Source organism: Anatilimnocola aquadivae, assembly GCF_049819085.1.
Lineage (GTDB): Bacteria > Planctomycetota > Planctomycetia > Pirellulales > Pirellulaceae > Anatilimnocola.
The window spans coordinates 4,091,305-4,106,662 of the sequence record NZ_CP187419.1 but is presented as its reverse complement, the minus strand read 5'-3'; the positions used below and the strand labels follow the sequence as shown (position 1 = coordinate 4,106,662).

General features: G+C 58.9%; 8 protein-coding genes. 2 read left to right on the top strand and 6 right to left on the bottom strand.

The window, feature by feature from the left end:
• The first annotated feature begins 241 nt into the window (after positions 1-241).
• Positions 242-1,489 carry a molybdopterin-dependent oxidoreductase gene (locus tag NA78x_RS16315; protein WP_425613430.1) on the top strand — a complete coding sequence of 416 codons (1,248 nt, stop codon included), beginning with the start codon at positions 242-244 and terminating at the stop codon, positions 1,487-1,489.
• Positions 1,490-1,519: 30 nt separating this feature from the next.
• Here NA78x_RS16315 and NA78x_RS16310 read toward each other — a convergent pair whose 3' ends face one another.
• The 6 genes from NA78x_RS16310 to NA78x_RS16285 all read right to left on the bottom strand — a co-directional run bounded on the left by NA78x_RS16310 (position 1,520) and on the right by NA78x_RS16285 (position 13,150).
• Positions 1,520-5,173, bottom strand: coding sequence for a protein kinase domain-containing protein (locus NA78x_RS16310; RefSeq protein ID WP_425613429.1), 3,654 nt, complete (start codon positions 5,171-5,173; stop codon positions 1,520-1,522).
• A 177-nt stretch (positions 5,174-5,350) separates the two neighbouring features.
• Positions 5,351-6,427 carry a DUF6666 family protein gene (locus tag NA78x_RS16305; protein ID WP_425613428.1) on the bottom strand — a complete coding sequence of 359 codons (1,077 nt, stop codon included), beginning with the start codon at positions 6,425-6,427 and terminating at the stop codon, positions 5,351-5,353.
• Between the two features lie 171 nt (positions 6,428-6,598).
• Entirely contained in the window at positions 6,599-7,300 is a 702-nt protein-coding gene (locus NA78x_RS16300; RefSeq protein WP_425613427.1) for a hypothetical protein, read from the bottom strand.
• A gap of 36 nt (positions 7,301-7,336) precedes the next feature.
• Entirely contained in the window at positions 7,337-10,960 is a 3,624-nt protein-coding gene (locus tag NA78x_RS16295) for a bifunctional proline dehydrogenase/L-glutamate gamma-semialdehyde dehydrogenase (RefSeq protein ID WP_425613426.1), read from the bottom strand.
• Between the two features lie 118 nt (positions 10,961-11,078).
• Positions 11,079-12,314, bottom strand: a complete 1,236-nt coding sequence (locus NA78x_RS16290; RefSeq protein ID WP_425613425.1) for a BBP7 family outer membrane beta-barrel protein — start codon at positions 12,312-12,314, stop codon at positions 11,079-11,081.
• Between the two features lie 323 nt (positions 12,315-12,637).
• Positions 12,638-13,150, bottom strand: a complete 513-nt coding sequence (locus NA78x_RS16285; RefSeq protein WP_425613424.1) for a response regulator — start codon at positions 13,148-13,150, stop codon at positions 12,638-12,640.
• A gap of 263 nt (positions 13,151-13,413) precedes the next feature.
• Between NA78x_RS16285 and NA78x_RS16280 the strand changes: the two genes are divergently transcribed.
• On the top strand, positions 13,414-15,345 hold the full coding sequence (locus tag NA78x_RS16280; RefSeq protein ID WP_425613423.1) for a leucine-rich repeat domain-containing protein: 1,932 nt from the start codon (positions 13,414-13,416) through the stop codon (positions 15,343-15,345).
• The last annotated feature ends 13 nt before the right edge of the window (positions 15,346-15,358 follow it).

Genomic DNA, 15,358 nt, shown 5'->3' with positions numbered 1-15,358 from the left:
CATTGTTGGACAGCAAGTGCCGTATCTCTCAGGCGCGGCGCGAGTTGGTGTCCAACAATCGATTTAAAGTTGGACACCCCTCTTTTGCGGTCTCACAAGACTTACGGCGAAAGTGGTTGGGCACACCTACCCCAGGGTTTTTCAATCGGCGCTAGACGCGGGCGCGAGCCAGCCATCACAATGGCAACCGCTGCCAGCCTCGCTCGGCGGCAACTGCCCGCCCTTCCACGGAGTCCCGTGCATGCTTGATTCGGCGTTTCTCCTCCGGCATCGACAACTGACGCGTCGCTACTTTTTAGGTCTAGCAGCCGTTGGCGCGGCCTTGCTGGTGCGGCCATCTTTCGGCCAAGGTGCCGACCCGAAGCCTTCCAAGCCGGAGAAGGCGGGCGCCAAACTCGAACCCTACTTCACTCCCGCTGCCGACTTTCGCGATGTCTCGCGCGGCAAGCCGGTGCCTCATTCGTTGCCTGACGAGAAGAAACGCGAAGTGGGCCTGACGCGAGACACGTGGCGATTGGAGGTCATCGCCGATCCCGATCACCCCGCCAAACTCGGCCGCACGTTCACCCAAGCAGATAACACCGCGTTTGATTTCGCGGCGCTATTGGAACTCGGCAAGCAGCACGCGGTCCGGTTTCCCAAGATCATGACATGCCTCAATCTGGGCTGCCCGCTCGGGATGGGCCTGTGGGAAGGAGTGCCGCTGCGAGAACTGATTCTACTAACCAAGCCGCGCGAGAAGCTGCGCCGAGTTTTCTACTACGGCTATCACAACGACGATCCCAAGCAGATGTTCCGTAGTTCACTTCCCATCGGCCGCGTGCTCGAAGATCCCTTCGATTTGCCGCCCGTTATTCTCTGCTACAAGTTGAACGGCGAGTGGCTGGATGCCGAACGAGGCGGCCCCGTGCGCATCGTCGTTCCGGAGGCCTACGGCTTCAAGTCGATCAAATGGCTGACGCATGTGGTACTGACGAATCTGGCCTACGCGAACGACACCTATGCCGAGCAAGACAACGATGTCGACAGCCCGCTGAAGACGTTTGCCGCGACCTTGTCGTTTCCCGATCCGGGCAAGGCCGGCGAACCGATCGCCCTCAGCGGCTATGCCCAGGTGGGTATCTCAGGATTGAGCAAAGTGCAGGTTTGGATCGAGCCCAGCGATACGGAGCATGCCGAGGGCGATCCAAACTTTACGCAAGCACCCTGGCAAGACGCGCAATTGCTTGCGCCACCCGCGAAGTGGGACGCGCTGCCCGACGACAAGCTGCCCGCGGAAACTCACGGCGTTATCGACGGCAAACCGCGCACCTGGCCGCTGCGTCTCACCAAAGCGCACTGGGCAGCGGTATTGCCCGGTCTGCCCAAGGGGACTTACACGCTGCGTTGCCGTTCGATCGACGAGAAAGGCCTCGCCCAGCCATTGCCGCGGCCACTGCGTAAATCGGGCCATGCGGCCATTGAGGCAATTACGTTCGATGTGAAGTAGATCAAGTCTGCCCACCGAATTATTGTTGCATCACGAGGAGCATTCTGGTCGCTTCCATTGCTGCACCAGTTGCTGGGGCTTGCCGGGCAGGTCAATCGTCCGCAGTTGCCAAGGTAGCGGCTGCTCTTGCACGAACTGAGCCACGACCGGATCGGCGAAGACGCTTTCGGAAAGCGTGATTCCTTCACCGGCCACTTGCGGCAAGGCGAGAGCCTGGCGCGCGGTCGCACCAAAGTAATCAAGCCGGCCATTCACCGTAGTGACGATGGCTGGTCCGCGATGCACACCGATGGCCAAGTTCAGGCCATCTTCTGCGGAGTTGAGTATTGCGAAGGCGACTTCCACTGCGGACGACATTTCCGGAAAGGCCGCGAGTACCCCTTCGCCAACCACTTTCACTACTTCGCCTCGCCCGGCAACAATCGCCTGCTCAATCCTACGAAGTTGCGATTGCACGACGGCGTAAGCGCGAATATCGCCTAGGTGCGCGTAATGTTCATCAATTGCGGGAATGCTGGTGCTGAGCAAAGTGACCTGCGCCGCCGAGATCAATTGCCCAGCGCTCAGTACTTCGCCGGGGAACAGTTCGCGAAAGCGAGGCAGTGCAGCGGCCTGCGCAGCAGTGAGAACATCGCCGCGTGGAATCGTCCGCTCAAGTCGCACAATCTGCTGAGTCGCAAAGCGATTTTCGATGATCAGAATCTGCTTCCCGGCACGCAGCACCGATACTCGGTTGATGCGCGGCGCGGCTTGTTCGAGCAGCACTTCGTGCTGGCTCGGGGCTCCACTGGTTTGCACGCGTAGGGAGGTTGAGTGGGGCAAGCGAGGCCCGCGCAAGAGATACTCGCCGACGGGCAATTCGAGTTCCAGCTCCACTCGTTCCTGCGGTTCCAATCGCAACTGGGCCACAACATGCGGCGCATGCCAAGGACCGCCGATGCAGTATTTGCCCACTTCAGTGTCGCGCAGTTCCGGATGGATGCGAAACACCATTTCGACCGCGCCGGCCACACCCGTGTCAAAATCCTGATGGCAGGCTTCGCAGTTGGCGTGCGCAGAGAGTTGCTTGAGTGTCTCTTTCGAATCGGCAGCCACTCGACACGTCGGGCAGAGGATATCCCACTCCAGCTTCAGCAGACCTTCGGTGGTTCCCAACAAGCAGGCATCGATTAGTGCCTGCTCATCGAGCCCCAACTGGTTGGCTAGAGCGATCGGACGAATGCGCGCCACTTCCTGCGTGGCAGCTTCCGTGAGAAACGTCCCTAGCGCTTCAGCAATGTGCGGTTCGATGCCATGAATCAATAGCCGCGCGGTTCGCTCGGCCAACCGCGTTCGCAAATGAGCTGCCAGCTGGGGTGTACTCTCGAACGCATCGCCGGTGGGAATGTCGGCCGCGCGATCTTGCAGGAACTTATCGATGCGTGGGTAGACCTTATCGAGCGATCTCTGACACTTCTTCCCGGTTTCGATCTGGGCGACGATGCGACCCAAGAAGTTTTGCGGAGCAATCTTCACCGAATGAATGAGTTTGGTGCCACCGCTTGGCAGTCGTCGTAGTTCGACCGTATTGACGAACCATTGAAACGGGCCGCTTGCAAATTGCCGCAGCACGCTCATGCGTCGGCCTTCGATCCATTCGAACGGATGTTCTTCCCAGGTCATCTTCATGCCGGCGACGCGAATGGTGCCAAAGCGGCGGGTGCCTCGTTCCGCATCGTGCTGCGTGGTGTATTCGACGGGAGGTAAACCGATCGCGCGATTCAGCCGTTCGGTATTCGCGACGTAGGGCCACAAAGCTTCCGGCGACGATGCCAGTTCCCAAGTCATCTGGTTGGCGACCAGTTTGCTCGCATCATGCGGCGGCAGAATCGGCCGCAAGCTGACATCGCTGATTTCACCTCGCAGCAGTCGCTCGAGTTCGCGCACCAGATGCGCCGCATCGGCGTAGCGATCGCCCGGATGCTTGGCGAGACACTTGTGGACGATGGCCGCAACCTGTTCGCTGAGGAGCGGATTCAATTTGCGAATCGCCGGCGGATCTTCGAACGCGTGCATCGAGCCGAGCGAGATCGGATCGTCCGCCGTAAAGGGCGTACGGCAGGTAAGCAATTCGTAGAGCGTGATGCCCAGGGAGTAGATATCGGACTGAGGGCGTACTTCGTCGCGTCCTTTGAACTGCTCGGGGGACATATAGAGCGGCGTACCGATCAGGCCGCCAGCTTGCGTCATCGCCAAGGACTGCGACTGATCGATGAACCGCGCAATGCCAAAGTCGGTCAGCCTCGCGCGGTGATCGCGATCGAGCAGGATATTCTCGGGCTTGATATCGAGGTGGACGATCTCACGCTGATGTGCATCGACCAGCGCCTTCGCAACATCGGCGATCAGCGCCAGCGCCTCGCGCTCGGGCAAGGGTCCTCGCTCGCGCAGCAGTTGCTGGAGGTTGATGCCGTCGACAAACTCCAGCACGATGTAGGGGACGCCATCTTCGTCGTTCACTTCCAGCAAGTTCGTGATGTGCGGATTGTTGAGCGCCGCCAGCAACCTCGCTTCCTTCGTGAACCTGCGGACCGCGTTGGGATGCATGGCTGCGGCCTGATTGAGCAGTTTGATGGCGACGGGCTGATTACTGCTCAGGTCAATGGCTTTGAAAACGGCCCCCATGCCGCCTTGGCCCAGTTTGCGTTCGAGGCGATAGCGGCCGAGTTGCTCGCCTGGACGAGGCAGGCGGGGCGGCAGGTCGACAATGCTCGCTGGGGCGGCGATTGGAATTGCCATCGTTCCCCCTTCGACCAGGACACCGTCAATCTCGGCCGGCACGAGGTGGGCCGTATGACTTACTTGTGAATCGCAGTTTTGCACCGTCGCGGGCTGCTGATGACGCAGGCAGGACGTCGTCGAATGATCTGCTTCGCGAGCCAGTCGTTCCAACTGGTGCACGCAGTCGAACAGTTGATCGAGCGTGGGGTAATCGGGGGTCGGGTTCTCGGCCGAACAGGGCTCAGCGAGCCGCGTTACCATTTGTCGCAATTTGGAGGTTTCGCGCGCGTTGAAGCTCTGGCAATCGTGCGCGAACGCGGCATGCGCAAAGAGTTGCTGCAGCACGATCCCCAATTGGCAAAGATCTTGCTGCCTCGCGTCAAACTCAGAGGCAAGCTCGGGCTGTGCAACTCGCAGGCGGAGGAAATCGAGCCGCGCGAGGCTCCCTTCAATGCCAATGGTCTCCAAGCGGAGATCGCCGTGGGTAAGTCCCAGCCGATGTGCCGCCAACAGCGCTTCGACCGTGCTGCGAATCGTTGAGAGGGCCAGCAACGTCGCGCCCGGTTGGTCGAAATCGAGCTTCGCGAGCGAATTGGTGCTTTCGGCTTCTAGCACGATTCGCGGCGGAGCATGATCCAGTTCGAGATGCAGCAAACGGCGGGAAACTGGGTGGTCGAAGAGTTCGACGATTTTCAGTCGGCGACCAATCGCTTCGGACTGGCTGACTGTCATCTGTGTGACTGCCAAGTGACGGACTTCGACCACCGCTTGGCTACGCAGATCGATGGCCGCATACGCCGTACACAAGACATTCGTCCAGAGTTGCCGCTGGATATGATACCGCTGCGTCTCTTCCCCGAGCACCTGCGTGGAGGCATTGGGAGAACGCAAAACCGCATTCACGGGCAGGCTATCGACGGGCATTGGCGAACCTTTGAGCAGGCATCTGAGCTTCGCTGGGCGTGGATCAACGCGCAGCAGGACAGATGAGCCTAGGTCGCCCGCAGATGGGGTGGCGCAAGTAGCCGAGTGCGTACTTCCCGCAGTTCGCGAATGCTCAGCGACGAAATCAGCAGTGCCGGCTATGCCGATTCTGCGGCCTTAAGGCTGCAAGTCCACCGAGAACGACGTAGGTGCTGCCATCGGCAGAAGTGGTGCGAAGCGACCGCGCCGGGCCTGCTTTGCTCCACCCGCGGGGAACCATTGAATGCCCAGAAAGGCATCGACGGTGCCCGTATCGGCAGGCATCATCAGATTGGTCTCGCCATAGAGGGCCAGATGATCGGTGAGCGGTGCCAAAACATCAGCCCCGATGACGATCACCTCGTCTTGATCAGGCGCTGGCCCCGTAACGAGGTTGTTCTCGCCATGACCTTCGGCAAGGCCGATCCAGAACGCGGTTTGAGCGCCGGTTTCCCAGTAGTGTCGCCAATAAGCAGTGCCCTGCGAGATCGGCCGCAGGGTCACCGGGATGAGTCCGCCGACAAAGCCGGTATCACTAAAGCTGGAGATGTTGGCCGTGATGCCAAATTGATCGCAGGGGCCCCAGTCGTACGAAGCACGCAGACGCCACTGACCAAGCGAGAACGTGTCGTACGAAGTCTCGTTGAGAAAGTCATAGACAAAGCCATAGGCAAAACCGCCTTGTGTTCGTTGATACATGCCGATGGTCGTATAGCTTTGCGTGCGCGAGGTCGCTTCGCCCAGCAGGTCGAAGACTTGCACCGCGTTCTCGGTCGCAATCAGGCTGGTGCCGATCTGCACGCCCACGCCATAGTCCTGCCAAACGGGAATGCCCCAGTTCACATGAAACTGCGCGCCGAGGTTTGCATTGACGCCAAAATCTTGCGGCTGCTTCGAGCCATCAAGGCCCGCGAAAAAAGTCAACTCATCCCAGATCGAAACGCAGTCATTGCAAAAGCTGTTGTTGAAGCTGGATGTTGCAAAGGGCGATTGGTTTCCTTGGGGAGCACCCCAAACATCAGTTTGCTGCTGACCGCCAAAGAGCGAGCCGCCAAACACGGAAGTCCCGACTTCGCCAGCACCAAAGCCGCCATCGGCCGCTGCGTCAACATCGCTGGCCGACTGTTCGCCCGTTCCAAACCATTGCGCACAGGCAAAGCCAGGAAACGAGCAAATTGCCAAGATTGCTAGCAAGAGCATTCGTGCAAACGACATGGGTTTGGTTTCTGGCCCGATGAAGAAGATGCCTACCAACGGAGTCTGTTGGTAAGCATTTCATCGGTCGCAAACCTTGCCGTTCGTGAGGATTCTGCGGGCGAAACGTCTTTCCAAAAATTTCTCAAGCAAGCAGGCAAGTGCTATCACGGCCGCTACGAGAATCCGCGCTTAGAGAATCCGCAGCGTCGGCAGCTTGGCCTTCTCGCCCTGATACAAATACTTGCGAGTGCTGGGAGCTTCGGTCTTGAGCGTGTCGCTTTTGTAGAACGTGAACGCTTCGCGAAAAGTGAAATCGCCTTCGACGGAATGAATGAAGATCTGATCGCCGCTGCGAGAGATCTCCAGCTTCGTTTGCGATTGGGTCGAGATAATTCCGTACTGCAACTTGGATTCGAGAGCGAACGTCGCCTTCTTGCCCGCTAAGAAGTCATCCATCGCTTCTTGCGGCGCGGGCACCTTCACGGCGTTGAATTCGCCTTGCAACTCGACGTCGTAGCCTTCCAGCTTGCCATCAGCTCCCTTGCGTTCCAAGAAGCGAAGTCCGTACAGCAGCACGGGCAGGCCCGGATTGTCGTTCGATTCTGGCAGCAGCTTCGATTTTCCGCGAAAGCCTTCCAGGCGGCCGATGGGGGCTGTCGCGTCGACCTTGTCCGCGGTTTTCCCTTCAGGAAACATGATGATGAGCGGCGGCAGTTTATCTTCGACCTTGGCCAGTTTGGCGTTCTTCGGGTTGTCAGGATCGATGATGCGGAACTCGAGTGGAAAGGCATCGGCGGCGGCGCTCATGTTGGCTGCCAGAGCAAACGCGATCAGGGCCGTCGACATCGCCAAGCAGCGTAGAACTGCGGTTTTCAGGAAACTCAGGTTCATTTGCAATCTCACTTTGAAGAGGCGATGCCCAGATCATCAAGCATTCTTGCGGAGAGGCTCCGCACCAACAAGCGGGCGACGCGGTTCTGCCGCCCGTGTGCCGAGATTGCCATAGCGATGATAGTCGTACGAAATACTCTGCTCGCGCACGTACCACAGCAGTTCGATGAGTCCTTCACCACTGACGTGCACATCGGCCAGCCAGCGACCCTGCTTGGCCGCTGCCGCGCGAAGCGCGGGCGGCACCTGCTGGCGGTTTGAAAAGCGAATCCGGTAGTCCGGCACTTGCTCCAGACTGCTAGCGAGTTCGTCGTCGGTTTCTTCGATCAGTTCAATTCCCGCCGCCCACGATTCCGTAAACTCGTCAATTCTCTCGCGGCAGCCATCTGACACGGTCGGGGCAAGGCTCGCCACGACACGCGCGCCGGTAACTCGAGCGGCTGCCAAGCGGGCGAAGATCTCGAATTGGGTATCGCCTTCGACGATGCGAACGCAAATCTCAGGGAGCGGCAGATAGCGGCGTAAGTTGTCCTGGCCGAGCAAACGAAAGTGATCATGCTCCTGCGAGAACTCTTGCTGCCAGGCACGGTCATAACTGGCGATGGCGCTGATGATTCGACGATCTGCAGCTAGACTCCAGTCGAACTGGTTGGCAAGGGATTTCAGATTCGGATTTTGAATCGGAGACCTGCTCGGCGATGTTTCGAGTTGTCGATCCTCAAAATCCATAAATGCAGTTACGTAGTTCGGCCCGCCCGCTTTCAAGCCTGGTCCCACTGCCGACGCACCCATTCCGCCGAACGGCTGGCGAAGCACGATGGCACCGGTGGTGCCTCGGTTGATATAAAGGTTCCCCGCGCGAATGCCAGCCTTCCACTGCTCGATCTCGCGATCGTCCAGACTATGGATCGCGCTCGTCAGGCCGTAGCCCGTTTCATTGACGATGTCGATTGCCTCGGCCAGGTCTTCGAACCGCATCACGCCGAGTAGCGGACCAAAAAACTCGGTCCGGTGCGTGACACTACCGCGAGCAACACCGTACTTCACACCCGGCGACCAGAGGTTCGGATTGTCGCCCACACGATGCGGCATTACCGCCCACGTCTCGCCCGGTTCGAGCGTCTTCAGCGCTTCTTCGAGCGCGCCCGATGGCGGGCGAATCAGCGGACCGACACGAGCGTGCAATTCGTACGCGGAGCCCACGTGCAAACTTTCAACGGCATCGCAGAGCATCCGCTTGAACTCTGGATCGTCATACACTTCAGCGCCCAACAGCAGCAGCGAAGTGGCTGAGCACTTCTGTCCCCCATGACCAAAGGCAGACTGCACGACGTGCTTGATGGCCAGTTCGCGATCCGACAGCGGCGTGATGATGGTCGCATTCTTGCCGCCGGTCTCGGCCGAGAGTCGCATGTCCGGCTTCATCGCCAGCATGCGCAAGGCTGTGTCGGTGCCGCCGGTGAGAATCACCGCTGAAACATCGGGGTGACTTACCAACTGGCTGCCGGGACCACTACCGGGGCAAGGTACGAATTGCAACGTCTCGCGCGAGACACCCGCACGCCAGAAGCATTGGCAAAGCTCCCAGGCCACGAGGACCGTATCGGACGCGGGCTTGAGAATGACGGTGTTGCCAGCCGCCAATGCCGCGGCGATTCCTCCACAAGGAATGGCAATCGGAAAGTTCCAGGGAGGAACCACGACCACCACTCCGCAGCCTCTCGCGGTTACCGAATCGAGTTCGAAGAATCGTCGAGCGCTGGCTCGATAGAACTCGACGAAGTCGATAGCTTCCGAAACTTCGGGGTCACTCTCTGTAAGAAGTTTGCCACCATTCACGAGTGCTGCGAACAGCAACTTCGACCGCGCAAGTCGCAACTCGGCGGCCACACGACCGAGGATTAAACTTCGTTCATCGACGGCCAGGCCGCGCCAACCAGCGGCATCGCCCTTGGCACATTCAACGGCAGTAGCGACATCCGCCAAATTCGCCAGCGTGTACGTACAAACTGCTTTGCCTGGGCGGGAAGGATTGAGGCATGGTTTTGATTCGCGATCGATGATCTCTTGACCGGCAACCACGATGGGCAAAGTGGTCAGTTCCAGTTCCGCAGCATCGGTATGCACAATCTGCTGGGCCCACTTGGCATTCACGGGCAACGACCAGTCGGTATCCGGTTCGTTTTCGAATTGATTCCAGGGCATCTCGGGCCGTGGTGCTTGCAAATTGCTGGATGCTTCCTCTTCGATCCGATTCTGCTTGCGGCGAGGATGGGCAGCGATGCGAGTACGAAATGACTCTCGAAAACTGTGCTCTAGCATCCGCCACTCTTCGCTGCCGACTTTCAATCGAAACGCATGTCCCAGGAAGTTCTCGGGCCCCGTGTTTTCGTCCAGGCGACGAATGAGGTAGCCGATCGCGTTGAGGAATTCTTCTTTGCGACATGCTGGGGCGTACAACAGCAACTGTTGTGTCCGTTCGAGCAGTGCGCGGCGCTGATGATTGGCCATCCCCTCGAGCATCTCGAATTGGACACGATCGCCAGCCTCGGCCTTTGTCGCGAGCACCAGGCCATAGGCCACGTCAAACAGATTGTGCGAGGCAATGCCCACGCGAACCGCAGCGAGATTCTCCGGCCGCAGCGCGTAGCGGAGCATTTGCTTGTAGTTGGCGTCCGTTTCGACTTTGTGCTGGAAAGGCGCGGCAGGCCAATCGTGCAAGGCAGCGTCGATGCGTTCCATTTCCATGTTCGCACCTTTGACGATGCGAATGGTGATCGGCGCGCCGCCACGAGCCACGCGATCACGGGCCCAGAACGTGATTCGCTTCTGCATCGCAAACGAATCGGGAATGTAGGCCTGTAGGGCGATGCCAGCGCTGATCTTTTCTAATCCCGGGCGACTGAGCGTGCGCATGAAGGTCGCTGCTGTCAGGGGCAGGTCTCGATACTCCTCCATATCGAGATAGACGAACTTCGGTACCTCTCGGCCATCGGCTCGCCGGTAAGTGGTCTTTTGCGACTGCCGATACAGCAACTCCATGCGATCACAAAGTTGCTGCAAGGTGTGCTTGCGAGCGATCGACAGGATCTGCGAATAGAGGGTCGAAATCTTGACCGAGAGAACTTCCACCTCGGGTGTTTGCAACGCGGCCAGATACTTGTTGAGTCGTTGCTGGGCCTCATCTTCGCCGAGCAGCGACTCGCCGAGGAAATTGAGGTTCATCCGCACGCCCTGATCTCGCCGCGCGGCGAGATGTTCGCGCAGCACTTCGGGTTCTGCTGGCAAAACGACGTTGGCCGTCTCGTGCTGCAGATGGGCTTTCACCAGCGGGACGGTCACCGTTGGAAGCCAGCCGCCGAAGGTTTGAAAGCCGCGCAGAAGTGCCTGGTCGAGTGGGCTGAAGAACCGCGGAATGCCCTGCACATCGAGAATGTGCGTGAACTGCTCGGCGGTTCGCGCAGCCGCCTGGGAGCGAAAGGCCTGGTCGGTGAGTTGCACGAGCGTGGCTTTATCGGCCGGATGTTTTAGCATCCGATCGAGCTCGGCCTGCTGGCGGCGCTCGGCCGACGTTTGCAGTTCAGTAGCCCGCTGTTGCAACTCGGCAGCAAGTTGCACGGCGGCATCAATCGTGGCGGTATCGGCGGCGGTAATCTTCATGCCGGTATTCTACCGGCTCGGTCAACGTGCGCGTGCTGATGCCAAGCGTTAACGAAAAAGCCCTCGGCAACGGGAAGTGGTTGCCGAGGGCACGTGGCATATGAGTGGTAAATTGCGCCTACCAGCCATACTCCAGGCCAAAGTTGAACCCGTGGTAGACCAGGCTTCCATTGGCATTGATCGCACTGACACCCGTCGTGACGTTGGTCCCGGCCAGTTGATCCGGCGCCAGCGCGACGCCATCGACCCACACCACAGAGTAACCGGCCAGCAGGCTGAAGCGATCGGTCAGTCGGTAGCCGGCATTCAGGCCAACTTCGCCGACGAACGATGTTTGGTTGCCGCCCGACGTGACGAACGGCAAGGCACCACCGACACCGGCCGTACGCGTCACCTGATCGGCCGTGTTGCCGTAGATACCTGCCTTGCCGAGACCGTTGACGTACCAGGTGCCGCAATCGAGAAAGCGGAGATCGAGCCCCAACTGCGCACCATAAAGGTGGTTTATCGTATCTGTCGAGATTGTCGCGCCGCCGGCATTCAGGTTCAGCCGTTCGCCGACTTGCACCGCGCGAAAGCCCACCAGCCAGGTGACCCAATCGCTGTGGGCGCGGCGCAAGTTGAACTCAGCGCTGTGAAGCGATGAAGTGTAGGCAATCGTGCCGGGAGCGACACCGACAATGTTAGTGACCGGAGTTGTCTGGAAATTGTCGATGTCCGCGAGGTTCGCCGTTCCGTTCCAGCCATCGATGCCAAAGTAGCTGACTTCGGCATCCCAGCAAGAACCAAAGATTCCGTGACGAATTGCCGTCAAACGAGGCCCGGCAGCCCACCCCGTATCGAGATCGCCCGACGAGATCGCTACGGGAGCCGTCACCAGCGGAACATCGGCCCCGCCACTACGATTCCACAGGAGTGCTTCGGCGCGAAACGTCCAAGTGGGTACGCAACTGCAATAGCACGCGCCACCAGCGGCCGCGTCGCAGGTCGGGGCAGCTTCAAACATGGGCGGATGGAAACCGCTGTAAAGCGGAGTGTCGCACGAAGGAGCCATCACCGTTTCGCAGGCCGGTCCATAGACGATCGGCGGCGAAGGGTATTGAGAGTATTCGTACTGCGGCTGTTCGATGACCGGCTGTGGATCGGGAGGTGGCAACAGATTTGCCGGCTGACTCACAGCTTCGACCAGCACGGGCTGTGGCCCGAAGCTATTCGAGTGATTCAATTCGAGGCCGTCATTGTCGGGCGGTGGTTGAGGGGGAGTGAGGAGTTCAGCGGCCACACCCAGGCTCGTCCAACAGACGACACCTGCCAGTGGCAGCAAGAAACGACGAACGTCCCACGCGATGGGCATGGCAGAGGTCCTCCTTGAACCTTTGAAGATGCAGAATCCGATTGCTCGCTGCTGTGCTAATGATCGATACCAACCGACCTGGAGCGGTTTGTGGTTGGTAGGAGTTTCACTACTAGCATCACGAACGCTATCGGACTGCGGACTCCCCCGAGCGGAGAAGAATGCTGTCGGACGTTGCTAGCGATAGGACAGGCTTTAGCAGTGCATGAGGAGCAAGAAGAGCGACCGGCCACTTCGCTACGATGAGCGTGCGCGGCATCGATGGCACGCGCCGGTTAAATCACACAATCAATCGTGGGACAGGCCACGAAAACCGTGAGGGGCTAAGCCAACGGCATGCGAATGCCACTCAGGGCGTGGCGAATATTGGAGCGAGGGACTGCCGATGAGGTTTGCACCGGCTCGGCAGCGGGCTGCGGCATTGCCGAAGTATGCGAATGAATGAGGTGGGGCATCCAGAGTGCTTTGCTGACCAGTTCCAACAGCACTTCGGTATCGAACGGCTTGCGCAGGTAATACGCACCACCAGCAGCATGCGAGCGGCGGACAATGTCGGGCGATTGAGCCGACGAGATGAACATCATCGGCACGTCTTCCATACCGGGTTGTTCGCGCAGTTGGCCGCACACATCCAAGCCGTTTTCGCTGCCGAGTTCGACGTCGCAAATGATCAGATCGAGAGCCAGCGACTTGGCGGCCTTCGTTGCCGAGACCGAGTTGCGAGCACAATGGCACTCGTAACCGGACATGCTGAGAATGGCAGCGATTCCGGTCAACATGATCGGGTCGTTGTCGATGATCAAAATCACAGCCGGTTCGTGAGCCATTGCTGACATGGGATTTTCTCGCGCTCTCTGCATCGCTGGGAAGCGCCAATCCCTGGCTGAATGTCCTCAACATTGGTTTCGTCAGGTGCTGCTAGCGAGGCATAGAAAACCTTCTGAGATCGCTACAGGCATTACGCTAGTCAAAGGTGCGTCGAGCGGAATAATCGGTACCGAGCGCGTATGTGCCCAGGTGAGGGTGGGCTAGATTACAGGTAGGTGCACGACATTTACGACTCGACGTGCTCGCTCCTTGTTCTCTCGTGTGAGCCCGGATGTCACGTCGCAAAAACAAGCCAAACCCTTCGCTTGAGCGACAGCCTGCCGTTGCGAGTGCCGCCAGACGGTGGGCGAAGGTACAGGCGGCGGCAGCCAACTATCCGCTGCTGATCCTCGTCGCTGTCTGTCAGTTGCTGACCATTGGCATCAGTTGGCCCGTCTGGCAAGTGCGTTCAACTCCGCCGCTATTGCCGCTCATCTGGTTCCCGGAAATCTCCTTCGGCGTCCCACTAGTCATCAGCTTATTAGCGGTGACGTATTGGCCGCGAGCCGCGAGCATCGTGCACGTGGCGTTGTTGAGCTTGGCGATCATCGCCGATCAACACCGTCTGCAACCGCAAGTGATCTCGCTCGCCGTGCTCTTGATTGGCTGCGCGTTTATCTCGGCTGGCTATACCGTTCGCTGGTATCTGGCAGCGATGTGGCTATGGGCGGGACTGCACAAGTTCCTCTCGCCCGAGTGGTATGGCTTTCAGTCGTGGTGGTTCTTGGATCAATGCGGCCTCGACCCCAGTTGGCACTTGCCGTTTGCGATTCTCGTAGCCGTGTTCGAAACGACCATCGGGCTGCTCGCGATGTTTGCGCCGCGGCGTGCTGCGTGGCCGGCGGTCGTGTTGCATGCTGGGTTGCTCGTTTCGCTGTCGCCCCTCGTCCGTAACTTCAACGAGAGTGTGTGGCCCTGGAACATCGCTACCGCCGCTGTGGCCTTTTGGCTATTGAGGCGTGTCGACAACCAGCCCAGTGAACTGCCGCGAGTCGCGTGGGCAGAACGCAGTGCCGCCGTCATCATGTTGCTTGCTCCCGCGCTCTTCTATGTCAACTGGCTGAATCCTCACCTGGCGTTTGTCCTCTATAGCGGCAACATGCCGCGAGCGATTCATGTGAAGCACGACTCGTACGTGCACCTGGATGGCTGGACCGGCCAAGCAGTTCCGTTTCCCGATTCGCCGCGTCTGTTTGTCGAGCTTTTTCGGAAAACATCACAGCCCGGCGATAAACTGCACATTGCCGATCCGCGGTGGGGACTTCCCGACCAGTATTTCATCAAGCGCGAACTGAATGGAGTGCAGCCTCTGGCGCGCGAAGAGTTCTGGCGATCGAAGTCGCCCGCGACCGATACATCCGTTCGTCCCATCGAACTCGAAGACTTGCAACTGGTCTGGAAGCTGCGCCAGGCCGGCTATCAACTCGAACCGACCGGATTCGAGATCATTCTTAAAGCAGCTAACACAGCGCCAACGCTTCAATCGCAGCCTCGAGACGTCGTTAGCCTGTTGGCTGGATTACACAACCTGCGCGAGTTGCATTGGGAACGGGTGAAGCTCAGCGACGCTGACTTGGATACCCTTGCCGGGCTTCATCAACTCGAACTGCTGCAACTGCGGGGTTGCGAGTTGCCAGAACACACTTGGGAAGAGCTGAAAAAGTGTCGGCAACTGGCGTGGATTCAGATCCAAGGTTGCGAACTTCCCACCAGCGGTTGGACAGAGTTTACTGCCGAGCCGCAACTTCAAGTTCTGCGGTTGTCACAGACGAGTTTGTCCGATGCAGAGCTGGCGCAATTCAGCAATCACAGCCACGTTACTTGGTTCGGCTTCAGCGAGACAAAAGTAACTTCGGCTGGCCTGCAACGACTGCCAATCCTGGCAAAGTGCCAGTGGCTGAATCTGGCCGGAAACGATCTCGACGACTCCGCGCTGGTGAACTTGCCTCAGTGGCCCAAGCTTGAAGTGTTGAATCTGTCGCGCACCAAAGTGACGGATGCAGCAATCCCCACGCTGGCCAAACTCCAGCGTTGCCAAACCATTTTTCTGGGTGGCACACAGATTTCACTGGCTGGCAAAGCAACGCTGCAGGCTGCTTTGCCGAATCTGACGATTGCCGAAGAGCCGCCACCAGAGCAACTAAAAGTCACTGTGCCGCACTGAACCTGCTAGTCAA

Coding starts and splice junctions, on each gene's coding strand:
- NA78x_RS16300 (WP_425613427.1), bottom strand. CDS start 7,300: ATGAACCTGAGTTTCCTGAAAACCGCAGTTCTACGCTGCTTGGCGATG.
- NA78x_RS16305 (WP_425613428.1), bottom strand. CDS start 6,427: ATGTCGTTTGCACGAATGCTCTTGCTAGCAATCTTGGCAATTTGCTCG.
- NA78x_RS16295 (WP_425613426.1), bottom strand. CDS start 10,960: ATGAAGATTACCGCCGCCGATACCGCCACGATTGATGCCGCCGTGCAA.
- NA78x_RS16290 (WP_425613425.1), bottom strand. CDS start 12,314: ATGCCCATCGCGTGGGACGTTCGTCGTTTCTTGCTGCCACTGGCAGGT.
- NA78x_RS16285 (WP_425613424.1), bottom strand. CDS start 13,150: ATGTCAGCAATGGCTCACGAACCGGCTGTGATTTTGATCATCGACAAC.
- NA78x_RS16315 (WP_425613430.1), top strand. CDS start 242: ATGCTTGATTCGGCGTTTCTCCTCCGGCATCGACAACTGACGCGTCGC.
- NA78x_RS16310 (WP_425613429.1), bottom strand. CDS start 5,173: ATGCCCGTCGATAGCCTGCCCGTGAATGCGGTTTTGCGTTCTCCCAAT.
- NA78x_RS16280 (WP_425613423.1), top strand. CDS start 13,414: ATGTCACGTCGCAAAAACAAGCCAAACCCTTCGCTTGAGCGACAGCCT.